The organism is Nonomuraea pusilla (genome assembly GCF_900109355.1).
Taxonomy (GTDB): Bacteria; Actinomycetota; Actinomycetes; order Streptosporangiales; family Streptosporangiaceae; genus Nonomuraea; species Nonomuraea pusilla.
This window is the reverse complement of the sequence record NZ_FOBF01000010.1, coordinates 219,008-241,352: the sequence shown is the minus strand read 5'-3', so window position 1 is coordinate 241,352 and position 22,345 is coordinate 219,008. Positions and strand designations below refer to the sequence as shown.

The 22,345-nt window shown below is 71.6% G+C and carries 26 protein-coding genes; 16 read left to right on the top strand and 10 right to left on the bottom strand.

Annotated features, from left to right (window positions below):
• The first annotated feature begins 8 nt into the window (after nt 1-8).
• On the top strand, nt 9-410 hold the full coding sequence (locus BMX74_RS22345) for a F0F1 ATP synthase subunit epsilon (protein ID WP_055506978.1): 402 nt from the start codon (nt 9-11) through the stop codon (nt 408-410).
• Between the two features lie 27 nt (nt 411-437).
• A complete protein-coding gene (locus tag BMX74_RS22340; protein ID WP_055506981.1) occupies nt 438-818 on the top strand; it encodes a DUF2550 domain-containing protein in 381 nt (126 codons plus the stop codon).
• 4 nt (nt 819-822) lie between these two features.
• On the opposite strand, the gene BMX74_RS22335 is transcribed toward BMX74_RS22340, so the two are convergent.
• Nucleotides 823-1,413: a cob(I)yrinic acid a,c-diamide adenosyltransferase gene (locus tag BMX74_RS22335; RefSeq protein ID WP_091102498.1), complete on the bottom strand. Its 591-nt coding sequence runs from the start codon at nt 1,411-1,413 to the stop codon at nt 823-825.
• A gap of 145 nt (nt 1,414-1,558) precedes the next feature.
• Here BMX74_RS22335 and BMX74_RS22330 point away from each other — a divergent pair, with 145 nt between their 5' ends.
• From BMX74_RS22330 to BMX74_RS22315, 4 genes are all read left to right on the top strand, one after another.
• Nucleotides 1,559-2,455, top strand: coding sequence for an ABC transporter ATP-binding protein (locus tag BMX74_RS22330; protein ID WP_091102496.1), 897 nt, complete (start codon nt 1,559-1,561; stop codon nt 2,453-2,455).
• Nucleotides 2,452-3,558, top strand: coding sequence for an ABC transporter permease (locus BMX74_RS22325; protein ID WP_091102494.1), 1,107 nt, complete (start codon nt 2,452-2,454; stop codon nt 3,556-3,558). The genes BMX74_RS22330 and BMX74_RS22325 overlap by 4 nt, the downstream gene beginning before the upstream one ends.
• An 18-nt stretch (nt 3,559-3,576) precedes the next feature.
• On the top strand, nt 3,577-4,710 hold the full coding sequence (locus tag BMX74_RS22320; RefSeq protein WP_218154013.1) for a sensor histidine kinase: 1,134 nt from the start codon (nt 3,577-3,579) through the stop codon (nt 4,708-4,710).
• Nucleotides 4,711-4,789: 79 nt separating this feature from the next.
• Entirely contained in the window at nt 4,790-5,107 is a 318-nt protein-coding gene (locus BMX74_RS22315) for an STAS domain-containing protein (protein ID WP_055506991.1), read from the top strand.
• A gap of 150 nt (nt 5,108-5,257) precedes the next feature.
• Here the strand turns inward: BMX74_RS22315 and BMX74_RS22310 are convergent, their stop codons facing one another.
• Both BMX74_RS22310 and nucS read right to left on the bottom strand, forming a co-directional pair.
• Nucleotides 5,258-5,842, bottom strand: a complete 585-nt coding sequence (locus BMX74_RS22310; protein ID WP_055506993.1) for a TetR/AcrR family transcriptional regulator — start codon at nt 5,840-5,842, stop codon at nt 5,258-5,260.
• A gap of 269 nt (nt 5,843-6,111) precedes the next feature.
• The gene (gene nucS / locus BMX74_RS22305; protein WP_055506995.1) at nt 6,112-6,774 is read right to left on the bottom strand and encodes an endonuclease NucS; all 663 of its coding nucleotides are present in this window, start codon (nt 6,772-6,774) and stop codon (nt 6,112-6,114) included.
• A gap of 36 nt (nt 6,775-6,810) precedes the next feature.
• Between nucS and BMX74_RS22300 the strand changes: the two genes are divergently transcribed.
• The 5 genes from BMX74_RS22300 to BMX74_RS22280 all read left to right on the top strand — a co-directional run bounded on the left by BMX74_RS22300 (nt 6,811) and on the right by BMX74_RS22280 (nt 10,960).
• Nucleotides 6,811-8,259, top strand: a complete 1,449-nt coding sequence (locus BMX74_RS22300; protein ID WP_091102490.1) for a 3-hydroxyacyl-CoA dehydrogenase — start codon at nt 6,811-6,813, stop codon at nt 8,257-8,259.
• Between the two features lie 56 nt (nt 8,260-8,315).
• Nucleotides 8,316-8,546 (top strand): ATP/GTP-binding protein, encoded by a 231-nt coding sequence (locus BMX74_RS22295; RefSeq protein WP_256257122.1) that lies wholly within the window; start codon nt 8,316-8,318, stop codon nt 8,544-8,546.
• A gap of 28 nt (nt 8,547-8,574) precedes the next feature.
• The gene (locus tag BMX74_RS22290; protein ID WP_055507001.1) at nt 8,575-9,282 is read left to right on the top strand and encodes an alpha/beta hydrolase; all 708 of its coding nucleotides are present in this window, start codon (nt 8,575-8,577) and stop codon (nt 9,280-9,282) included.
• Between the two features lie 33 nt (nt 9,283-9,315).
• On the top strand, nt 9,316-10,074 hold the full coding sequence (locus tag BMX74_RS22285) for an SDR family NAD(P)-dependent oxidoreductase (protein WP_091102485.1): 759 nt from the start codon (nt 9,316-9,318) through the stop codon (nt 10,072-10,074).
• Nucleotides 10,075-10,165: 91 nt separating this feature from the next.
• Nucleotides 10,166-10,960: an alpha/beta fold hydrolase gene (locus tag BMX74_RS22280; protein WP_055507521.1), complete on the top strand. Its 795-nt coding sequence runs from the start codon at nt 10,166-10,168 to the stop codon at nt 10,958-10,960.
• Here BMX74_RS22280 and BMX74_RS22275 read toward each other — a convergent pair.
• The 3 genes from BMX74_RS22275 to mce form a co-directional block, all read right to left on the bottom strand.
• Nucleotides 10,920-12,008 (bottom strand): AI-2E family transporter, encoded by a 1,089-nt coding sequence (locus tag BMX74_RS22275; protein WP_055507005.1) that lies wholly within the window; start codon nt 12,006-12,008, stop codon nt 10,920-10,922. The two genes, BMX74_RS22280 and BMX74_RS22275, sit on opposite strands and share 41 nt — an antisense overlap.
• A 140-nt stretch (nt 12,009-12,148) precedes the next feature.
• On the bottom strand, nt 12,149-13,465 hold the full coding sequence (locus BMX74_RS22270) for a DivIVA domain-containing protein (protein ID WP_091102481.1): 1,317 nt from the start codon (nt 13,463-13,465) through the stop codon (nt 12,149-12,151).
• A 191-nt stretch (nt 13,466-13,656) separates the two neighbouring features.
• Complete coding sequence (gene mce, locus BMX74_RS22265) at nt 13,657-14,079, bottom strand: methylmalonyl-CoA epimerase (protein ID WP_055507523.1); 423 nt, start codon at nt 14,077-14,079, stop codon at nt 13,657-13,659.
• A gap of 83 nt (nt 14,080-14,162) precedes the next feature.
• On the opposite strand from mce, the gene BMX74_RS22260 reads away from it, so the two are divergent.
• Entirely contained in the window at nt 14,163-15,350 is a 1,188-nt protein-coding gene (locus BMX74_RS22260) for an acetyl-CoA C-acetyltransferase (protein WP_055507009.1), read from the top strand.
• A 270-nt stretch (nt 15,351-15,620) separates the two neighbouring features.
• Here BMX74_RS22260 and BMX74_RS44275 read toward each other — a convergent pair whose 3' ends face one another.
• From BMX74_RS44275 to BMX74_RS22250, 3 genes are all read right to left on the bottom strand, one after another.
• Entirely contained in the window at nt 15,621-15,773 is a 153-nt protein-coding gene (locus BMX74_RS44275; RefSeq protein ID WP_176573517.1) for a hypothetical protein, read from the bottom strand.
• 161 nt (nt 15,774-15,934) lie between these two features.
• The gene (locus tag BMX74_RS22255; protein WP_055507011.1) at nt 15,935-16,609 is read right to left on the bottom strand and encodes a DUF4230 domain-containing protein; all 675 of its coding nucleotides are present in this window, start codon (nt 16,607-16,609) and stop codon (nt 15,935-15,937) included.
• Nucleotides 16,610-16,637: 28 nt separating this feature from the next.
• On the bottom strand, nt 16,638-17,987 hold the full coding sequence (locus BMX74_RS22250) for a hypothetical protein (protein WP_055507013.1): 1,350 nt from the start codon (nt 17,985-17,987) through the stop codon (nt 16,638-16,640).
• A 231-nt stretch (nt 17,988-18,218) separates the two neighbouring features.
• Between BMX74_RS22250 and BMX74_RS22245 the strand changes: the two genes are divergently transcribed.
• The 4 genes from BMX74_RS22245 to BMX74_RS22230 are packed head-to-tail and all read left to right on the top strand — an operon-like array spanning nt 18,219 to nt 21,788.
• Nucleotides 18,219-18,770 (top strand): MarR family winged helix-turn-helix transcriptional regulator, encoded by a 552-nt coding sequence (locus BMX74_RS22245; RefSeq protein ID WP_256257113.1) that lies wholly within the window; start codon nt 18,219-18,221, stop codon nt 18,768-18,770.
• Nucleotides 18,754-19,683: a tetratricopeptide repeat protein gene (locus BMX74_RS22240; RefSeq protein ID WP_055507017.1), complete on the top strand. Its 930-nt coding sequence runs from the start codon at nt 18,754-18,756 to the stop codon at nt 19,681-19,683. The genes BMX74_RS22245 and BMX74_RS22240 overlap by 17 nt, the downstream gene beginning before the upstream one ends.
• Before the next feature lie 9 nt (nt 19,684-19,692).
• The gene (locus BMX74_RS22235; RefSeq protein WP_055507019.1) at nt 19,693-20,322 is read left to right on the top strand and encodes a cytidylate kinase-like family protein; all 630 of its coding nucleotides are present in this window, start codon (nt 19,693-19,695) and stop codon (nt 20,320-20,322) included.
• Between the two features lie 56 nt (nt 20,323-20,378).
• The gene (locus BMX74_RS22230; RefSeq protein WP_055507021.1) at nt 20,379-21,788 is read left to right on the top strand and encodes an NAD-dependent malic enzyme; all 1,410 of its coding nucleotides are present in this window, start codon (nt 20,379-20,381) and stop codon (nt 21,786-21,788) included.
• A 45-nt stretch (nt 21,789-21,833) separates the two neighbouring features.
• Here BMX74_RS22230 and BMX74_RS22225 read toward each other — a convergent pair whose 3' ends face one another.
• Nucleotides 21,834-22,334, bottom strand: coding sequence for a hypothetical protein (locus tag BMX74_RS22225; RefSeq protein WP_055507023.1), 501 nt, complete (start codon nt 22,332-22,334; stop codon nt 21,834-21,836).
• Nucleotides 22,335-22,345: the final 11 nt, after the last annotated feature.

Here is a 22,345-nt window from a genome sequence, read left to right as displayed (position 1 = left end):
CTACATAAGTGGCGAAGCTACGCGTAGGGGTTGTCTCACCCGAGCGTGAGATCTGGTCGGGCGAGGCCGACATGGTGATTGCCAAGACCGTGGACGGCGAGATCGGTATTATGCCGCAACACGCACCCGTGCTCGGCGTCCTCGTCGAGGGCGGCGTGCTGCGCGTGAAGCGGGAAGGCGAGGGGGACCTGGTCGCGGCCGTGCACGGGGGGTTCATCTCCGTGGCCGACAACGAGGTGTCCGTGCTCGCCGAGGTGGCCGAGCTCGGTTCCGAGGTCGACGTCGCGGCGGCCCGTGACGCTCTCGACCGGGCCCAGGCTTCGATCGAGGCCAACCAGGAAGACGTCGACGCCGCGATCGAGGCCAAGCGTGCCAGGGCCCGGCTGCGTGCGGCAGGCGAAGAGGTTTAATCAGAGTCAACGAGCCTAGGGGGCGGCATGGTGGCGACTGTACTGACGTTCGTGACGCTGCTGGCCGCCCTCGTGGTCGTACGGGCGGTGCTGCTGTCGCGCACGCGCGGCAGCGTACCGTGTCGTCTCCGTGCGGGTGACCGGAGCTGGCGGAGCGGGATCGCCCGCTATGCCGACGGGGAGCTCCACTGGATCCCGCTCATAGGCGTCCGTATCAGGCCGCGCCACGCGATCGCGAGGCGCGGCCTGATTGTTTCCGCCCGCAGGGAGCTCGACGGCGGGCTCTACGCGATCGACTGCTCGGGCACCACGAGCGGCATCTCGCTGGCGATGAGCGCCGACGCGCTGACGGGTTTCCTGTCCTGGCTGGAGGCGGCGCCGCCGAGCGCGTACCTCGACGTGGCCTGACCGTTCAGCGGGTGCCGCCGGGCCTCCAGAGGATCTCGTCGCCGGCGTGGGCCACCCGGCAGGCGATGAAGAGCAGGTCGGAGAGCCTGTTCAGGTACTTCGCGGTGAGCGGGTTCATGTCGGCGTGTTCCTGCAGCGCCGCCCAGGTGGTGCGTTCGGCCCTGCGTACGGTGACGCGGGCGACGTGCAGCGCGGCCGTGGCGGGGTCGCCGCCGGGCAGGATGAAGCTGCGCAGCGGCTTGAGCCCGGCGTTGAACCGGTCGCACTGCTCCTCCAGCCAGTCGATGTACGACTGTTCCACCCGCAGCGGCGGGAACTCGGGGTTCTCCTTGACGGGCGTGGCGAGGTCCGCGCCGAGGTCGAACAGCTCGTTCTGGACGCGTGACAGCACCTGCGCCAGTTCGGCGGGCAGCGTGCCGTGCGACAGTGCCACGCCGAGGTGGGCGTTGGCCTCCTCGACGTCGGCGTAGGCGGCGAGTCGCGGGTCGGTCTTCGAGGTGCGGCTCATGTCGCTGAGCGCGGTCGTGCCGTCGTCGCCGGCGCGGGTGTAGATGCGGGAGAGGACGACCGGCTTGTCCTTGTCTGCGCGGGTCATGGCCCCAGGATGTCACGCCCGGCGGCCGACATGACAAATGTCATCGGCGACGGGTGCGGTGCGCATGTCCGACCGGTGATTCTTCCGACTACAGCGCCTGTGCCGTCCGGGCCACCATGGAGGCCATGACGAAGGAGAGGACCTGATGCTCGAACTCAGCGATCTGCGCAAGCGTTTCGCGGGCGGCCCGGACGCCCCCGACGGCAAGGTGGCCCTGGACGGGATCAGCTTCGCCGTACAGCCGGGCGAGATGTTCGGGTTCGTCGGCGCGAACGGGGCCGGCAAGACGACGACGATGCGGATCGTCATGGGGGTGCTGGAGGCCGACTCCGGGTCGGTGGCGTGGAAGGGCAGGCCCCTGGAGCACGCCGACCGCAGGCGTTTCGGCTACATGCCGGAGGAGCGTGGCCTGTATCAGAAGATGTCGGTCGCCGAGCAGGTCGAGTACTTCGGGCGGCTGCACGGGCTCGGCCCTTCCGCGGCGAGGAAGGCCACGGCCGACCTCCTGGAGCGGCTCGGGCTGACCGAGCGCCGGGGTGACGCGGTGCAGGCGCTGTCGCTGGGCAACCAGCAGCGGGTGCAGCTCGCCGTGGCGCTGGTGCACGACCCTGAGCTGCTGGTGCTGGACGAGCCGTTCTCCGGGCTCGACCCCATCGCCGTCGACGCCTTGGTCGCCGTGCTGCAGGAGCGCTGCAGGGGCGGCGTGCCCGTGATCTTCTCCAGTCATCAGCTCGAACTCGTCGAGCGGCTGTGCGACTCGGTCGGCATCGTCTCGTCGGGCCGCATGGTGGCGGCCGGCACGGTGGCCGGCCTGCGGAGCGCCGAGGGCGGCACGCTCCGCGTGGTGGTGCGCGACCCGGCGCCCGGCTGGGCCGACGGCCTGCCCGGCACGGTGACCGTGGCGGGCGACAGGCACGAGCTGCGGGCCGTGGACGCGGACGACCAGGAGATCCTGCGCCGCGCGCTCAAGGCGGGCCGCGTGGAGTACTTCGGCGTCGAGCAGCCGACCCTCACCGATATCTTCAAGGAGGCAGTGGCGTGAACGAGCTGATGCTGGTGGCCAGGCGTGAGATCGTCACGCAGGTGCGGTCGCGGACGTTCGTCATCGGCCTGCTGGTCAGCGCGGTGCTGGTCGCGGCGCTGGCGTTCGCGCCGAAGCTGTTCGGCGGGCCCGACTCGTACACCTTGGGGGTGGTCAACTCCCAGCGGCTGCCCGTGACGGCGCCGCAGGGGGCGACGGTGGAGTGGCGGACGTACCCGGACGAGGCGGCGGCCAGGAAGGCGCTGCTCGACGGCGACGCCGACGCGGTCGTGGTGAACGGCTCGAAGGTGCTGTCCGAGGGCGAGCTCGACGAGCGGCTGGGCGTGCTGCTGCAGGTGGCGAACCGGGAGATGAAGCTCGACGCCCAGGGGGTGCGGGTGCCGCCGCTGCAGACGGAGGCGGTGCGGGCCGACGCCCGCTACGACGCGGCCCGCGGCGGCATGGCGACGACGCTGACGTTCCTGCTCTTCTTCACGCTCGTGGGCCAGATGATGATGGTCGCGATGGGCGTGGTCGAGGAGAAGGGCAGCAGGATCGTGGAGATCCTGCTGTCGTCGATGAAGCCGTGGCAGCTCCTGGGCGGCAAGATCGCCGGTCTGGGCGTGGTGGGCCTGATCAACCTCGTCGTCATCGTGTGCGGAGGCCTCGGCGCGGCGACGGTGTCGGGCCTGGTCGTGGACTTCCCTCCGGGCATGACGGGGATCGTCGTCGGCGTCCTCGTGTGGTTCCTCCTGGGCTACGTGTTCTACGCCACGCTCGCGGCGGCGCTGGCCTCGCTGGTGTCGCGGCAGGAGGAGGTGGGCAGCGTCATGAACCCGCTGATGATGGCGCTGATGGGCACCTACTTCGTGGCGTTCTTCGCGGCCAACGAGCCGAACGGCACGCTGGCGGCCGTGCTGTCCTGGGTGCCGCCGTTCTCCGCGATGGTCATGCCGGTGCGGATGGCGGCGACGGAGATACCGCTGTGGGAGGTCGCCGGCTCGGCGGCGGTCATGGCGCTGGCGGTGGCGGGCGCGCTGGCGCTCGGCGCCACCGTCTACCGGCGCGCGGTGCTGCGCACCGGCGCCAGGCTCAAGATCCGCCAGGTGCTGAGCCAGAGGTAGCGGCCGCCGATGGACGCCATGAGGCGGGCACGGCGCTTCACCTGGCACATGCTGATCTCCGGCCTGGTCGTGATGTGGGTGGTCGTCGCGGCCGGGTCGACGCTCGCACTCTCCGAGGGCCGGCTGTGGTGGCCGCGCGTCGTGCTCGCCCTGGTCGCGGGCGCCGCCTTCAGCGCCCTGTACCCGCGATCCGTCACCGCGATCCTGGACGGGCGGCGCCCGGCCAGGATCATCGCGGTGATGGGTGCGCTGGCGGTGCTGGCGGCGGGCCTCGGCGGGGCGGAGCCGGTCGGGTGGGGCTTCGTCCCGATGGTGTGGCTGTCGGTCGCGGTGCTCGGCGTGGGGGCCCGCGCGGCCGTGCTCCTGTCGCTGGGGACGTTCGCGGTGTGCGTGACCCTGGCCCTGGTGTCGGGGCCTGGCAGTGAGGGCCTGCCGGGCCCGTGGCTCTCCATGGTGGTGTACGCGCTGTGGTGCGCGGTCCTGCCGCCGTCGAACCGCATGTGGAACTGGATCTGGACGCTGGCCGTCCAGGCGCACGAGGGCCGCGAGGCGCACGCCAGGCTGGCGGTCGCCGAGGAGCGGCTGCGGTTCGCCCGCGACCTGCACGACCTGGTGGGTCACCAGCTGTCGGCCATAGCGGTGAAGACGGAGCTGGCGGTGCGCCTGACCGGCGCCGACCTCGACGCCGCCAGGGCGGAGATGACCGAGGTGAACACGCTCACCAGGAAGGCGTTGAAGGAGCTGCGCCAGGCGGTGCGCGGCTACCGCGAGCTGGACCTGTCCGCGGAGCTGGAGAGCGTGAGGTCGGTGCTGGAGGCGGCGGGGGTGCGCTGCCGGGTGCGGCTGCCGTACAGGGATCTGCCGGACGGGGTGGCGCCGGTGTTCGCGTACGCGGTGCGCGAGGCGGTGACGAACGTGCTCAAGCACAGCGCCGCGACGTTCTGCGACATCACGCTGCGCTTCACCGAGGAGGAGGCGGAGCTGTCGGTGCGCAACGACGGGGTGGTGCGGCGGCAGGTGGCCGACCTGGGCAGCGGGCTCAGCGGCATGGGGGAGCGGCTGGCCGCGCTGGGCGGGGCCGTGAGCGCGCGTCCCGTGGGCGACGGCGAGTTCCTCCTGAACGCGGTGGTGTCACTCCCGCTGAGTGGGTAGGGGAAAAAGTCGGCGTCTTCCGGCGACAAGTGCGTGACCAGGGGTAGGGGTACTGTCGCAGCACATCTGAGGAGGTGGCATGCGCGTCCGGGGCAATCCGAAGGCCCAGGTGGTGCGGATCGGCACGAGGCTCGACGCGGGCACCTCTGCCGGGGTGCGGGAACGCCTGCACGAGGCGGTCGACTCCGGGCACGGCGACCTGATCCTCGATCTCTCGAAACTGGAGATGATCGACGCCACGGGTCTCGGCGTGCTCGTGGGCACGCATCGGCGCGCGCTGAGCGCGCAACGCCGCCTCGTCCTTCGGGGGGTGCCACCGCGGATCATGCGGGTCCTCGCGGTGACCCGGCTGAATCGGGTCCTGCACGTGGAGGTTCCCGCCGCCGCCGTGGCCTGAGCGTCGATATCGGGCGGAGGGTGATCAGCCGCCGTCCGCCCCTTTCGCCGCCATTTCGGCTGTCACCTTTCCCGGCCTCCTGACCATTCAGAAACCGCCCGAAAAGCGATTTTCACCCCGTCAGTACGAGATGTAATCGCAGCATCGGCGTCATGCGGAGCCGAGCGTCCTGCCGAAGATGTGGACGGCGGCACTCACGAGTTCCTCGACCTCCGGCGGATCGGCCGACAGCAGCCATTCGATGAGCAGCTCTTGTAGCGCTCCAATGACCCCGAGGGTCACCAGGCGGCGATTCGCGGGGCCGGGCGCGGGCAAATCCCCCGCCGCCTCTTCGAGGAGCCTGGCGAACGCGTCCACGGCCCGCTGCCGCGAGTGCGCGAGGATGTCGCCCGACCTGCGCACCTCGACGTGCATGATGCGGGCCCGGCGCCAGTCCCCGGTGACGAACTCGATGTACGCGCGGATCGCCGCCCTGGCCTTCGCCTCCAGGGCGGCGGGCGCCTCGCGTAACGCCTTGGCGACCGCGGCGAGCCCTTCCTCGACGCACCGTTCGTGCAGGGCTTGGAGGAGTTCCTCGCGGCCGCCGAAACATTCGTAGAAGGCGCGGTTGGAGATCCTCGCCTCCGAGCACAGCCTTTCGATGGTCGTCGCCGCGAAACCCGGCTTGGCGTATAGCGTGTACGCGGCCGTCATCAGCCGCTCGCGTCTGTCTGCCAGCCTTTGCTCGGCTGACATTCCCCGGTAAGACCGGTTCACATTCCACCCGTCCAACATGATCGTGGCCCCCAGAGCACACAATTATGGACGGATGATCGGATTTGGGAAAGGGTGCATAGTTTATCTCTTACGTCAGCCGTGCAAGAACGTGACAAGTCTGATCAGCCGCTCAAGTCCGGCAGGCCCGGGTGAACGGCACAGGCTTCACGCGGGCACGGCGAAGCGCCGCCGCGGACCCGAGGCCGGGCGGCGCTCCTGCAAGGCACTCTCCACGGGGAGAGCCCAGGTCAGAACAGGGTGGGGTTCTCCGGCTCGATGCCGCGCAGCGCGTCGTAGTCGAGCGTGACGCAGTCGATGCCGCGGTCGGCGGCCAGCACGCGCGCCTGCGGCTTGATCTCCTGGGCGGCGAAGACGCCGCGCACCGGGGCCAGCAGCGGGTCGCGGTTCAGCAGCTCGAGGTAGCGCGTGAGCTGCTCGACGCCGTCGATCTCGCCGCGCCGCTTGATCTCGACCGCCACCGTCGCGCCCCCGCCGTCGCGGCACAGGATGTCGACGGGCCCGATCGCCGTCATGTACTCACGCCTGATGAGCGTGTAGCCGTCGCCCAGCGTCGTGATGTGCTCGGCCAGCAGCTCCTGCAGGTGGGCCTCGACGCCGTCCTTGATGAGCCCCGGATCGACACCCAGCTCGTGGCTGGAGTCGTGGAGGATCTCCGCCATGGTGAGGACCAGCTTCTCGCCGGTCTTGCCGTGGGTGACCGTCCAGGTCTCGCCCTCCTCCTTCAGCTTGCAGGGAGGGTTCATCCAGTTGAGCGGCTTGAAGGCGCGATCGTCGGCGTGGATCGACACGCTGCCGTCCGCCTTGATGAGCACCAACCGCGGCGCCATCGGCAGGTGCGCCGTGAGCCGTCCGACGTAATCCACGCTGCATCGCGCGATGACCAACCGCATGACGATCCACCTTAGTGGCTCTGGAAAACTGGAAGTATGGCGTTTGAAATGGTGGGAGTGCTCGGGCTGGGCACCATGGGCTCCGGCATCGCCGAAGTCCTCGCCCGCGCGGGCCTCCGAGTGATCGGGGTGGAGGCCGACGCCGAGGCCCTCGCCCGCGGACGCCGCTACCTGGAGGCGTCCACCCAGCGCGCGGTCGACCGCGGCAAGCTCACGGCGGAGGAGCGCGAGGCCGTCCTCGGCCGCGTCTCCCTCACCACCGCCCGCCGCGACCTGCGCGACGCCGACCTCGTCATCGAGGCCGTCCCCGAGGTCATGTCCTGCAAGATCCCGCTCTTCCAGGACCTCGACGCCGTCTGCAAGCCCGAGGCCGTGCTGGCCACCAACACCTCCTCGCTGTCCGTCACGGCCATCGCCGCCGCCACCTCCCGCCCCGAACGGGTCGTCGGGCTGCACTTCTTCAACCCGGCGCCCGTCATGCGGCTGGTCGAGGTCATCCGCACCGTCCACACCGCGCCCGGCGTCCTCGCCGCCGTCGTGGAGCTGGCGGGCCGCCTGGGCAAGACGCCCGTGACGGTCGGCGACCGGGCCGGGTTCCTGGTCAACCGGCTGCTGCTGCCGTACCTGAACCACGCCGCGCAGCTGCTCGACCAGGGCGTGGCCGAGCGCGAGGGCATCGACGTCGCGATGCGGCTCGGCGTCGGCATGCCGATGGGGCCGTTCGCGGTGCTCGACCTGATCGGGCTCGACACGGCGTACGAGACGATGTGCGTGCTGTTCGACGAGACCCGCGACCGCCGCCACGCGCCCGCGCCGCTGCTGCGCGAGATGGTCTCCGCCGGGCTGCTGGGCCGGAAGACCGGCCGCGGCTTCTACGGCGAGGAGCGGGCGCACCGCGACCCGGAGAAGTCCTCCGTCATCACGTTCGCGGTGGCGGGAGAGGGGTGCGAGGTGCTCGCCGAGCGGCTGCGCGTCGCCGGGTACAAGACCTCCGACGACCCGGACGTCGTGCTGCACTTCGCCGACCGGCCGGTCATCGAGCACGCCGCCCGGCGCACCGCCTGCTCCAAGCTCGTCGGCGTCCACGTCGTCGGCGGCCGGGTCGCGGAGCTGGCCGTCACCGCGCTCACCGCCCACCACTCCGCCGTCGCCGCGGCCGGCCTGATGAAGGTCGCCGGCCTGACCCCCGTACGCTGCAGGGACCGGGCGGGCTTCGTGGCCGACGCGCTGCTCTACCCCTACCTGAACGACGCGGTGCGCATGTACGACTCCGGCTACGCCTCGATCGCCGACATCGACCTGGCGATGCGCCTGGGCTGCGGGTACGCCGAAGGGCCGTTCGAGATGATGGAGCGCCTGGGGCTGGCCAAGGTCCGCGACGGGCTGCGGGCGCTCTACGCCGAGTACCGCGAGCACGCCTTCGCCCCCGCCCCGCTGCTCGACGAACTGGTCGCCGCGGGCCTCGACACCTTCCCCCGCGCATGAGCCCACGCCGCGCCCGGCACAGGGAATCCTCCCGGCCTTTCGGCTTCCCCCGCGGCATGGACGCCGTCGAGGAGTGGCCGGACGGGGAGTGGAAGGTCCGCATGCTGACGGGCGCGTCCTCGACGAAGGACTACCGCTGCCCCGGGTGCGACCAGGAGATCCGCACGGGGCAGCCGCACCTCGTCTCCTGGCCCAACTGGCCGGGCGGAGACGAGGAGCGCCGCCACTGGCACTCCGGCTGCTGGCGCAAGCGACTCGACCGCGGCCCCGGCCGCAGCCGCTACTGACCCCGAAGCCCGTACGAAAGGGAAGACGTTGGAGATTCGCGCGGCCACCGTGCTGCCTGCCAGGCGAGAGCCGATCGAGCTGCACACCGCCGACGGCCTGACCCTGGTCGGCGAGCTCGCCCTGCCCCTCGACCGCCCGCCGGTGGCGACGCTGGTGACCCTCCACCCGCTGCCCACCCATGGCGGGTTCATGGACAGCCACGTCTACAAGAAGGCCGCCAACCGGCTGCCCGCGCTCGCCGACCTGGCCGTGCTGCGCTTCAACACCCGCGGCACCTCCTCCGAGCGCGGCACGTCCGAGGGGGCGTTCGACGGGGGAGAGGGCGAGCGGTTCGACGTGGCCGCCGCCCTGGAGTACGCCGAGTTCGAGGACCTGCCCAGGGTCTGGGTGGTCGGCTGGTCGTTCGGCACCGAGCTCACCCTCAAGTGGGCGCACGACCCGCTGGTCGAGGGCGCGATCCTGCTGTCGCCGCCCCTGCACAGGGCCACCGACGACGACCTCGACGCCTGGGCGCGCTTCGGCCGCCCGCTGGTGGTGCTGGTGCCGGAGTTCGACGACTACCTGCGGCCCGACGAGGCGCGCAAGCGCTTCGCCAGGGTGCCGCAGGCCGAGGTCATCGGGGTCGAGGGCGCCAAGCACCTGTGGGTGGGCGAGCCGTACGTCCGCATCGTGCTGAACGAGATCGTCAAGCGGGTCAACCCCGAAGCCTGGCCGCTGCCGACCGACGTCTCTTAGAATCGCGTTCGGTCCGTACGGAGGAGGCCTGGCGTGGACGCGTTCGCTCTCAGCGGGAAGAAGGCTCTGGTCACCGGGGCGTCGAAGGGCATCGGGCGCGCGATCGCGCTCGCCTACGCCGAGGCGGGCGCCGACGTCGCGCTGGTCTCGCGGTCGGCCGAGACCCTGGCCGAGGTGGCCAAGGAGGTCGAGGCGCGCGGCCGGCGGGCCGTGGTGGTCCCGGCCGACCTCACTGACAGGGAGGCCGCCGCCGGGGCCGTCCACGCCGTGATCGACGCGCTGGGCCACCTCGACGTCGTCGTCAACAACGCCGGAGGCTCCAACTTCCTCGTCGAGTTCAAGGACCTTCGGCTGTCCGGCTGGGACAAGCTGATGCGGCTCAACCTCGACTCGGCGATGGCGGTCTGCCACGCCGTGGCGGGCCACCTGCTGTCCAGGGGCGGGGGCTCGGTGATCAACGTGGCGTCCGTGGCGGCGCTCGGCGCGCCCTTCCTGGCGCCGTACGCGGCGGCCAAGGCCGGCCTGGTGGCGCTGACCAAGACGCTCGCCGTGGAGTGGGCGCAGGCCGGCGTCAGGGTGAACGCGCTGTGCCCCGGGTGGACGGCCACCGACCTCAACAGGAGCCTGTGGGAGGACGAGTCGGCGAGCGCGGCGACCGTGGCGAGCGTGCCGATGCGGCGGTGGGGCACGCCGGAGGAGATGGCGTACCCGGCCGTCTTCCTCGCCTCCCCGGCGGCGGCGTACGTGACGGGCCAGGTCCTGTTCGTCGACGGCGGCGCCACCGCCGTCTGAGGGGGTTCTCGGCCGTACGGCTCGCACTTAAGGGGTATATCGGCATGTGCCCGGAGTGATTGTCGCCCCGAACCCGGCTACCGTGTGGTCCGTGCAGCTCTACTCGAGATCGGCCGGCACAGGGCTCCCAGTGGTGCTCCTCCACGCCTTCCCGCTGTCGTCGGCCATGTGGCTGGCCCAGCGCGAGGGGCTGTCGAGGAGCTGCCGGGTCATCACCCCCGACCTGCGCGGGTTCGGCGGGTCACGGCTCGGCGAGGACGACCCGTCGATCGACCTGATGGCCGACGACGTGGCCGCGCTGCTCGACGCCGAGGGCGTCGACCGGGCCGTCGTCGGCGGCCTGTCGATGGGCGGCTACGTCACCATGGCCTTCTGCCGCCGCCACCCCGACCGGGTGCTCGGCGTGATCCTCGCCGACACCAAGGCCACCCCCGACCCGCCCGCCGCCAGGGAGAACAGGGAGCGCATCGCCCGCGCCGCCCTCGACGGCGGCAGCGACGTGCTGGTCCGCGAGGTGCTGCCGACGCTGGTCGGGCCCACCACGAAGGAGCGGCGGGCCATGGTGTTCGGCCGGGTCAAGGGGCTGGTGCAGGCCGCGCCGCCCGCGGCGGTCGCCTGGGCGCAGCGGGCCATGGCCGCCAGGCCCGACTCCCTCCCCACGCTCGCCGCGCTGAAGGCGCCGGCCCTCGTCCTGGTGGGAGAGGAGGACGAGCTCGCGCCGCGCGGCGACGCCGAGGCCATGGCGCAGGCCGCGCCCGAGGGCCGGCTGGAGGTCATCCCGAAGGCCGGGCACCTCAGCGCGGTCGAGCAGCCCGAGGCGTTCAACGCGGCCGTCACCGCGTTCCTCAGCAGCGATCTTGGCGAGGCAGCACGATCTCTCGGATGATCAGCGCGATCGCGGCGGCCACCGGGATGGCCAGCAGCGCCCCGACGATGCCGAGCAGCGCGCCGCCGAACAGCGCCGCGATCACCGTCACCGCGGGCGTCACGTCCACCGAGTGCTTCATCACCCTCGGGTAGATGACGTAGTTCTCGATCTGCTGGTAGACGACGAAGAAGATCGCGCACGCGATGCCGGCGGGCAGCGACTGCAGCAGCGCCACGCCCGTCACGAGCACCGCGCCGATCGTGGCGCCGACCAGCGGGACCAGGTCGGTGAGCGCCACCACCAGGGCGAGGGCCAGCGCGTAACGCACGTCCACGATCGACAGGAAGATCCAGGTCAGCACGCCCGCGATGACCGAGATCAGGACGTTGCCGGCGACGTACCCGCCGATGCCGGTGAGGACCTGCTCGCTGATGGCCCGCGTACGGTCCCGGCGGGACGCCGGCACGAGCTTGAGCAGGTAGTCCTTGATCGTGTGCAGCGAGCCGAGGAAGTACAGCATGAGCACCAGCAGCGTCACCGTGGTGAACACGCCGTTGAGCACCACGAGGCCCGCGCCCATGATGCCGCTGGCCAGCGACGGCCCGAGGGTCGTCGTCACGAACGTGCGCAGCTGCGGCAGGATCTGGTAGTCGGCGTCGAGCCTGCGCAGCGTGGGGTGGTTGCCCAGGTCGGTGAGGTAACCGGGCACGGCCGCGACGAACTCGCTGAGCTGCTTGCTCACCGGCGGCACCACGGCCAGCCCGAACAGCGCGAACGCCACGATCACGCCGGCGAAGACGATCGAGATGGCGAGCCGCCGCTTGAGCCCGCGCCGCTGCAGCGTCTCCACGGCCGGGTTCAGGCCGACGGCCAGGAACATCGCCACCACGACCAGGATGATCGTGCTGAGCGAGCTGACGATCATCTGTGCGATCGCGATGGCGGTCAGCACGCCGAGGCCGCCGACCAGCCCGAACAGGAACGGGCCCCGGGCGAGCGGCTTGCCGGGTAAGCCGTACGGCCGGTCGGTCTCCTCCGCGGCCTTCGGGCCGGCGTCAGTGGACAAAGAGCCTCCTCGGGGGATACCACAACGAGCCGTACAGGCCCTACAACACGGAGAGAGCCTAGCGACCGTCGGGTCGCCAGGCTCTCTCCACCGTCATTCAGCCCCAGGGGCGGGCACGCGGCTCGTGCCCGAGCGGTCGCCTACTCCTGCCACCACTCCGCGTCGTCGTCGGCCTTGCCGCTGGCGGGCTTGGCGGTGACGGGCGAGGCGGCCTCGACCTTGGGCGCGGGCGCCGGAGCGGGAGCCGAGGGCTCGGCCGCGGCGATGGCCGGCTTCGGCGGGGCCGCCGTGACCACCGGCTCGGGCTCCAGGCCGGGCAGCGGGGCGCCGCCGAGGAGCTGACGGAGCTGGGCCAGGTGGCTGGTGATGCTGTCGCGCTGCCTCGTCAGCTCGTCGACCTGGCGCTGCATCGTCGCACGGGTGCGCTCGGCCTCGTTCTTCGCGTCGGTGACGATCGTCTCGGCGCTCGCCTTGGCCTCGGCCACGATGGTCTCGGAGCTCTTGCGGGCGTTCGCCACGAGCTGCTTGGCGTGCAGGTCGGCCTCGCGGCGGGTCTGCTCGGCCTGCTGCGTGGCCTTCGTGGCCCGCGACTCGGCGGTGGCGGCGCGCTGCTCGGCCTCGGCGACCAGCTTCTGGGTGGCGGCCTGCGCGGTGGCGTGGCGCTCGGCCTCCTGCCGCTCGGCCTCCTCGCGCCGGGCCGCGAGCTGGATCTCGAACTCCGCTTCGTCCTGCGCCCGCTTCGCCTCGGACTCCTCCAGGACCCGCTGCGCCTGGGCGCGCATCTCGTCGGCCTGCCGCTTCGCCGTGGTGAGCACCTCGTCGCGCTCGCGCTTGGTGGAGGCACGCAGCTGGGCCACCTCGCGCTCGGTGGTGGTGCGCAGCTTGGCGATCTCCCGCTCGGCGTCGGCCCGCTTCTCGGCGACCTCGTGGTCGGCGGTGGCCCGCAGCTTGGCGACCTCGCGCTCGGTGGTGTTGGTCAGCTCGTCGGCCTCGCGGCGGGCCGTGGAGCGGATCTCCTCGGCGTCGCGCTCGGCGGCCTGGCGCATCTCGTCGCTCTCGCGGGTGGCCTGGGCGCGCTTCTCGGCGGCCTCGGCCTCGGCGGCGGCCCGCATGTCCGCGGCCTCGACCTTGGCGGCGGCCTTGATCTCGTTGGCCTCGGACCTGGCGGCCTGCACCAGCTCGGTGGCCTGCTCCTCGGCCAGCCTGAGCAGCTGCTCGATGCGGGCGCCGAGGCCGGAGTAGGTGGGTCGCTCCTGCTCCTGGAGCTGGCGCTGGGAGTCGCCCAGCTCGCGCTGCAGGGTGGAGACCTGCTCGCGGGCCTGGCGGAGCTCGCCGTCGAGCTGCTTGAGATGGTCGTGGACCTGGTGCCGGTCGTAACCGCGGAGCACGACGTCGAACTCGCGGGCTGGGGCGTCCTCGAAGAAGTTGTTGAGCTGTGCGTCGATGTCGGACTGCATGGAGGCTCGATCCTGGGTTGTCGAGACGGCTACACGGGCCGGACGGGGGGTTCGGGGCACCCGAGCCAGGAGCCCGCGCCCGGCGCAGGCTCCTTGTCCGGTGGAAGGCCAGCGTACTCCGCCGGTGCCGCCTTGGAGGCCCCGTCCAACTTTCTGCGTGACTCGTTACTTATAAGCGTTTTCTTGGTTTGCTAGGGCCTGGCCGCTTGGACCAACTCAGTGAGCATTCCTCCCACGTCTTTCGGATGCAGAAACGCGATCTGCGAACCCATGGACCCGTGTCGGGGACGCTCGTCAAGCAGCCTCACGCCCTTCTCGTTGATCTTATCCATGGCCTCGGCGACGTCGGGCACGCCGAATGCCACGTGGTGTACGCCCTCGCCCCGCTTAGCGAGGAATTTTCCCACAGGCGAGTCTTCCGTGAGGGGTTCAAGGAGCTGAATGTAGGAGCCCCCGCCTTCGCCGTCGGCGATATGCAGCATGGCCTCCTTGACGCCCTGCTCCTCGTTCACCTCCCGCGCGACCACCGTGAGCTCGAAGAGCTCCGAGAAAAGCCGGATCTTCTCGTCGAGGTCGCGGCACGCGATCCCGACATGGTCGATGCGCATGAACATTGTGTGGCCCACCTCCATAGCGGACGTCCTCCTACTCGTGGGTATGGTGTCAAAGAACCCCACGTGAGCACAGGAGGCCCGCCATGTCCGGTTCCGTCATCGTCGCCGGAGCCCGCACCCCCATAGGCAAGCTGCTGGGCGGACTGTCCGGCCTGCGTGCCGTCGACCTGGGCGGCATCGCCATCAAGGCCGCGCTCGAGCGCGCCGGAGTCGCCCCCGAGGCCGTCGAGTACGTCATCATGGGCCAGGTCCTCCAGGCCGGCGCGGGCCAGATCCCGTCCCGCCAGGCCGCGGTCCAGGCCGGCATCCCCATGACCGTGCCGTCCATCACCATCAACAAGGTCTGCCTGTCGGGCCTCGACGCCATCGCCATGGCCGACCAGCTCATCCGCGCCGGAGAGTTCGACATCGTGGTGGCCGGGGGCATGGAGTCCATGACCAACGCCCCCCACCTGCTGCCCGGCCTGCGCAAGGGCGTCAAGTACGGCGGCTCCGAGGTGATCGACTCCATGGCGCACGACGGCCTGTTCTGCGCCTTCGACCAGTGCGCGATGGGCGAGTCCACCGAGCGGCACAACGCCAGGCTCGGCATCGGCCGCGAGGAGCAGGACGCCCTGTCCGCCCGCTCCCACCAGCTCGCCGCCGCGGCCATCAAGAACGGCCTGTTCGAGGACGAGATCGTCCCCGTCGAGATCCCGCAGCGGCGCGGCGAGCCGGTCGTCGTCCGCGAGGACGAGGGCGTGCGCGGCGACACCACCGTCGAGACGCTGGCCAAGCTGCGGCCCGCCTTCGCGGCCGACGGCACCATCACCGCCGGGTCGGCGTCGCAGATCTCCGACGGCGCCTGCGCCGTCGTGGTGATGTCCAAGGCCAAGGCGGAGGAGCTCGGCCTGCCCTGGCTGGCCGAGATCGGCAGGCACGGCAACGTCGCGGGGCCCGACGCCTCGCTGCAGTCGCAGCCCGCCAACGCGATCAAGCACGCCATGGCCAAGCAGGGCGTGACGGCCGCCGACCTCGACCTCGTCGAGATCAACGAGGCGTTCGCCAGCGTGGTGCTGCAGTCGGCCAAGGAACTCGGCGTGCCGATGGAGAAGGTGAACGTCAACGGCGGCGGCATCGCGCTCGGCCACCCCATCGGCGTCTCCGGCGCGAGGATCGTGCTGACGCTCGCGCACGAGCTGAAGCGGCGCGGCGGCGGCCTCGGCGCGGCGGGCCTGTGCGGGGGCGGCGGCCAGGGCGACGCCCTGATCATCAGCGTCCCGAAGTCCTGACCACCGAACTCGGACGGCCCCGCCCCGGAACCGGCCGCCCGCTGGAGACGGCCGCCCGGTGAAGGCGGCCACGCGGTGCGGCATGCGGTCCCGGTGAGGGCGGCCCGGGTGATGGTGGAAAGCGCGGGGCCCCGGTCCGACCAGGAATGGACCGGGGCCCTGCGTTACCTTGCGCGTCCGGTCCAACCCAAGACCGGCGGGCTTGCCTCCGCTAAGGAGGCGTTTCAGCCCGGCCGCGAGGGAGGTTGCGGCCGGGCTGCTTGTGGGCGGTCATGAGGCGAGGAACCTGGCGAGCAGCGAGCGGTTGCGGCGCTCGCCCCGGGCCTCCTGGCCGGCCTGGCGGGCGCGGCGGTGCTCGGCGGCGGCCCTGCGCAGCTCGTCGGCGTGGCTCTGCATCACGGCGTACTCGAGTTCGGCGTTCATTCCTGCTCCTGAGTGCTCGTTCCCTTGCACTCTCAAGACTCCTCCTAAGGCCCACCCCGACACATCGGGCGGATGTCCTATCTCGGGTCTTAGGCCTAAATACCGAGCTCCTAAGGAGGGGGCGCCGACCACCTAAGGCGCTGTAGGACGGCCCGTCCCGCCTAGGGCTCCCCGGTGAACTCCACCGTGACCTTGCTGAACCCGAGGGATCTGAGCAGGCCCTCCATCATCGCCCTGGTGTTGGCGTCGGCCCTGGCGCGCAGGTCGCTGGCCGCCGCCGCCTCCCCGATCTTCCGCTCCGCCAGCGTGTACAGCTCCCGCTGGTCGTCGGGCGACGACGACAGGAAGTCCTGGACCCGGTCGAACAGCCCCCGCTGCTCGGCGAACACGTAAGAGCGCCTGTTGTCCAGGTTCGGCTTCTCCAACTGCGCGTGCGGCAGGCGCACGGTGGCCCGGGTGCGGTCCTCCGAGACGGTGACGGCGTCGGCCCCCAGCGCCGAGAAGTCGACGTACGCGTCGACGCCCCCCGCGCCGACGAACAGCGTGCGAGAGCCCTTGATCGCGTCGGGCAGGAACGGGGCGTCCTTCTCCAGGTCCACGACCACCTGGAAGGTGCCCGTCGCCGCCTCGAACCGGCTCAGGTCCTTGATCGACTGGAGCAGGACGGGCTGGCTGCGGTCGACGGTGCGCTCGCCGAACGGGTTGAGCCACGACCAGGCCAGCCGGCCGCCCACGACCAGCAGGACCGCCAGCACGAGCAGCCCGGCCAGGTAGCGCCACCACCTCCGGCGCCGCCCGAGCGTCGGCTCGGACGGCGCCGTACGGGAAGTCGTCATGCGAGCATGACTACCCGCTGGCCGATCATCATTGCCAGCCGTTTGGTGACATCTTCGGATCGGTATGGTCGGGAGACGGATACACCGGATACACGTGGCTCGCCTCCGGCGCGGGCCTGCTGGCCGGCGTGGCGAGCTGGGAGCGCGGCAGGCCGCCGCCGAAGTGCGTGCCCGACAGGCCGCACCGCTGGAAGTCGCTGAAGAACATCCGCAGCCACTCCCTGCGCTGCGCCTCGCTCAGCGACGCGAACCTGGCGGCGGCGTACTGGTGCTCGGGCAGCGGGCCGCCGGGCAGCGGCTCGCCGCGCAGCCACGCCATCACGATCTCCCTGTAGCCCTCGGCCACGGAGTCCTTGCACCTGGCCGCGAGCGACTCGATGTACTCGTACGCCGCCTGCTCGGCGAAGCCCGCCGACAGGTCGGGCACGTGGATCGGCGCGAGCCCGTTGGACGGCTTCAGCTCGTCGCCGAGCGGCCGCTGCTCCACCCTCGTGAACGCGGCGGGCGTGCCGGCCAGCCGCGAGGCGATCGGGGTGAAGGCCGCGCCCAGCTCGGTCAGCCCCGCCCGCATGCCCGGATGGACGCACACCGTGATCGGCCACTCCTGGCAGGCGTACGCGATGTCCTCGGCCGCGGCGGGCACCGGCTGGGCCAGCATGCGCGCCACGCCCGCGCCGGCCGCGAGCACCGCGAGCAGCGCGCACGCCAGCACCAGCGCCTGCCTGGTGACCAGCGCCGCCCAGCCGAGCAGCAGCGCCCCTGTGATGCCGAGCAGCCAGATCGTCTGGTCGAAGAAGGCGGCGCCGTTCAGCCCCTGGAACAGGTCGTACGGCTCGCCGGTGCCGGGCGCGAGCCTGTCGGCCCAGCCGCGGTCGTCGGCCAGCCACGAGAACAGCGCGTAGCAGGCGAGGCCGGCCAGCGGCGGCGTGAACGGCCTGGGCGCCACCCACCCGGCCACCCACCCGATGACGGAGTAGAGCGCCAGGCCCGCCATGCCCATGCCGAGCCCGGCCAGGCTGAGACGCCCCGACTGCTCGGTCAGCACCGTCTTGATCGCCAGCACCAGCACCGTGGCGGCGAACGAGCCGAGCACCACGACGACGATCGCGAGCGGCGCCTTCAGCGCCACCCACGCCGTCACCGGACGGCCGCGCAGCGCCCTGCGCTTGCGCAGGGCGACCCAGGCGGCGAAGGCGGCGGCCACGGGCCCGGTCATCCGCAGCGAGCCGATGACCGCGGCCACGATGTTCTCCCACGCGTCGACGCCTGGGATGAGGACGTTCCACGCCGCGACCAGGCCGAGAGCGAGGAGCACGGCCACCGTGACGGCCGCGCTCTGCTTCAGCTCCTCGCGTGTAACGCCCGCGTGCTCACGCACGCTTGTCCCCGTTGACGTTCATCAAGCACCCCCCGTGCCCCCTCGGCGAGGCGGAGGAGCACGGCCCATGCCGGTCCCCACGGCTGATGGACTTGGCCTCCGCGTCACCATTCGATGCGAGAACCATAACTGAGCGTGATGATTGACGTCCGGATTCTTGGCCAAGCGGCCCTTCCTGTCGCGCAGAGTAACCACGCGAACCGGGACGAGGGGCGCGCTACCGTAGCGCTTGTGTCCCAGCAGAAGCCGCTCAACCTGCCGTTCGACCCCATCGACCGCGCCGCGCGGACGTGGCGGGCCCACTTCGGGGCCTCGTCCGCGATGGCGGCCGTGACCTCGATCATGAGAGCGCACCAGATCCTGCTGTCGCAACTCGACTCGCTGCTCAAGCCGTACGACCTGACCTTCGCCAGGTACGAGGCGCTGGTGCTGCTGACGTTCAGCAAGAAGGGGGCGCTCCCGCTGCGCAAGATCGGTGAGCGGCTCATGGTGCACCCGACCAGCGTCACCAACACCGTGGACCGGCTGGAGCGCTCCGGGTTCGTCCGCCGCCTGCCGAACCCGCTGGACGGGCGCGGCGTCCTCGCCGAGATCAGCGAGGCGGGGAGGGACGTCGTGCGGCGCGCCACGGACGACCTGATGGCGGCCGAGTTCGGGCTCGGCATGTACGGCGAGGACGAGCTGCGGCAGATGTTCGACCAGCTGCGCACGCTGCGGGTGGCGGCGGGTGACTTCTCCGGCTCCGCCATGCGGCAAGATGAAGAACATGGCGGACTTCTCTAGGCCCGGATCGCTCTACGGAGCCGTGGATCTGGGCGCGCGCAAGCAGGCACTGGAGGCGCAGGCCAGGCGGGAGGCCGCCGGCGCCCAGGGGGCCTCGTCGGCCTCGATCGTCGACGTGACCGAGGAGACGTTCACGACCGACGTCATCGACCGGTCGATGACGGTGCCCGTCGTCCTCGACCTGTGGTCACCTCGGGCGCCCGGCAGCGCCCAGCTCAGCCCCGTGCTGGAGAAGGTGGTCGGCGACCTGGGCGGCGCGGCGGTCCTCGCCAGGGTCAACGTCGACCTCAGCCCGCAGATCGCGCAGGCGCTGCGGGTGCAGGCCGTCCCGACCGTGCTCGCGATCTTCCAGGGGCAGGCCGTCACCGGCTTCCAGCAGGTGCTGCCCGAGCAGGAGGTGCGCCGCTGGCTCGACGAGCTGATGGCGGCCGTCGAACAGTTCTACCAGGCCAACCCCGGTGTCAGGCCGGCCGAGGGGGAGGAGGCGCCCGCGGGGCCGCCCGCCGACCCCGACCTGGTGGCGGCCGAGCAGGCCATCGACAGGGGCGACCTCGACGCGGCGGCCCAGGCGTACGAGCGGCTGCTGGCCAGGGCGCCGGGCAACGAGGACGCCAGGATGGGCCTCGCGGGAGTGGGCCTCATCAAGCGCACCTCCGAGGCCGACCCGGCCGACGTCCAGCGGCGCGTCCAGGACCCGTCCGACATCGACGCCCACCTCCTCGCGGCCGACCTCGACATGATGGCGGGCAGGGTCGACGAGGCGTTCGAGCGGGTCATCGCGGTCGTGAAGCGCACCTCGGGCGACGAGCGCGACAGGGCGCGGCGTCACCTGCTCGGGTTGTTCGACGCCCTGCCCGCCGACGACCCGTCCTTGACCAAGGCGCGGAGAGCCTTGGCGAGCGCACTGTTCTAGCCTGGGGGTATGCGGGTCGTCACCGTCTCGGCGACGTACGGCACGGCCGGGGGCCACATCGGCCCGGCCGTCGCCGAGATGCTGGGCGTGCCCTTCGTCGACCGCGCCATCCCCAGCGCCGTCGCCCAGGAGCTCGGCTGCACCCTGGAGGAGGCGCTGGCCCACGACGACCGCGCCGAGCACGGCCTCGGCCGGCTGCTGTCGGGGGCCATGCGCCTGCCCACGGTCACGTTCGGCGGGGTGGACATGTACGTCTCGGGCGCGATGCCGTTGCCGCCCGAGGAGTTCGTCCGCCACACCGAGCGGCTGCTGCGTGACACCGCGCGCGCCACCGGCGGGGTCTTCCTCGGCCGGGCGGGCGCGCTCGTGCTGGCCGACGTGCCGGGCGCGCTGCACGTACGGCTCGACGCCCCGCAGGAGCGCCGCGTGCGGCAGACGGCCACGCTGAACGAGATGGGCGAGCGCGAGGCACGCAGGCTCATCGAGGCCAACGACCGCGCCAGGACCGCGTACGTACGGCACTTCTACCGCGCCGACCCGGCCGACGCGCGGCTGTACCACCTGGTGCTCGACAGCACCACCATCCCCGTCCCGACGTGCGTCGATCTGATCGTCAGGGCCGCGGAGTCCTTGGGTTGACCGAATCGCCCCTACCATGGGAGGACTTCTTGGTCAGTCCCGAAGGAGCGATTGACGTGGCGACCGTCCCGAGTGTGTCGTACTCCATCACCGTGCGGCTCGAGGTGCCCGCAGGCGGCAAGGCCGTCAGCCAGCTCACCCACGCCGTAGAGTCGGCCGGGGGCGTGGTGACCGCCCTCGACGTCACCAACGCGGGCCACGAGAAGCTCCGCATCGACGTGACGTGCGCGGCGAGGGACACCGACCACGCGCAGGCGATCGTCGACCAGCTGGAGGCCGTGGAGGGCGTCGTCATCCACAAGGTCTCCGACCGCACGTTCCTCATGCACCTCGGCGGCAAGATCGAGATGAAGTCGAAGGTGCCGCTGCGCAACCGTGACGAGCTGTCGATGGCGTACACGCCCGGCGTGGCGCGGGTGTCCATGGCGATCGCGCGCAACAAGGAGGACGCCCGCCGCCTCACCATCAAGCGCAACACGGTCGCCGTCGTCACCGACGGCTCGGCCGTGCTCGGCCTCGGCAACATCGGGCCCGAGGCGGCGCTGCCGGTCATGGAGGGCAAGGCGGCGCTGTTCAAGCGCTTCGCGGGCATCGACGCCTGGCCGATCTGCCTCGACACGCAGGACGTCGACGAGATCGTCCGCACGGTGCAGCTGATCGCGCCCGGGTTCGGCGGCATCAACCTGGAGGACATCGGCGCGCCGCGCTGCTTCGAGGTGGAGCGGCGGCTGCGCGAACTGCTCGACATCCCGGTCTTCCACGACGACCAGCACGGCACCGCCATCTGCGTGCTGGCCGCGCTCACCAACGCGCTGCGGGTGGTCGACAAGCCGATCGAGAACGTCAAGATCACCATGGCGGGCGCGGGCGCGGCGGGCAACGCCGTGCTGCGGCTGCTGCTGGCGGCGGGCGCGCGCAACGTCATCGTCTGCGACTACCTCGGCGCCGTCCACGAGGGCCGCGACGACCTCGACGACTCCCTGCGTTGGATCGCCGAGCACACCAACGCCGAGGGCTACGCCGGCGACCTGCGCGGCGCGCTCAAGGGCGCCGACGTGTTCGTGGGCGTCTCCGCGCCCGGCATCCTCACCGGCGACGACATCGCCACGATGGCCCCGGGCGCGGTCGTGTTCGCCCTGGCCAACCCCGAGCCCGAGGTGTCGCCCGACGACGCGCGCGAGCACGCCGCCGTCGTGGCCACCGGCCGCTCCGACTACCCCAACCAGATCAACAACGTGCTGGCCTTCCCCGGCGTCTTCCGCGGCCTGCTCGACGCGCAGGCCAACGGCGTGACGCAGGAGATGCTGCTGGCCGCCGCGGGGGCGCTGGCCGCCGTGGTCACGCCCGAGGAGCTGGGCCCCAACTACATCATCCCGAGCGTCTTCCACCCCGACGTCGCCACCGCCGTGGCCGCGGCCGTGCGCGAGTCGGCGGGCGGCCGGGCGCGCGGCTTCACCGAGGCCTGACCGTCCCCGGCGGCGGCCCACGGCCCGCGCGGCGCGGTCGGCGCGTCAGGGCGCGGCGTACGAGTCGTGGGTCACCGCGGGGATGATGGTGTGGTCCGACTGGAAGACCAGGTTGTGGGCGTCGGCGCCGGCGATCGCGCGCAGCGTGTTGAGCTGGCCCGCCGCGTCGGCCGGGCTGAAGACGTTCATCGGCCAGTCGCCCACCGTGTTGCCCCGCAGGTGCGGGTGGTGGAAGTCGGCGCCGTAGTGGGCGACGACGGCGATGGGCAGCACCGCCGCCTCCCGCTGCTCCGGCCAGGTGAGCGACCACATGGCGTTGAGCCCGCCCTCGCGGGAGCGGGTCACGCCGCTGGCCACGATCTCGCCCGTGCCGAGCAGCAGGTCGGCGTTGAGCTCGTCGAGCACGGTCCGCGCCACCGGGTCCAGCAGTTCGACACCCCTCGCGAACAGGCGTTCCTTGTCCTCGCGCGTGCTCGCCAGGCCGTGGCTGCCGTCGCGCAGGTCGCGGAAGTGCCGCATCAGGGCTTCGTTGAGTGGTGTGCGCATGCGTACCCCCT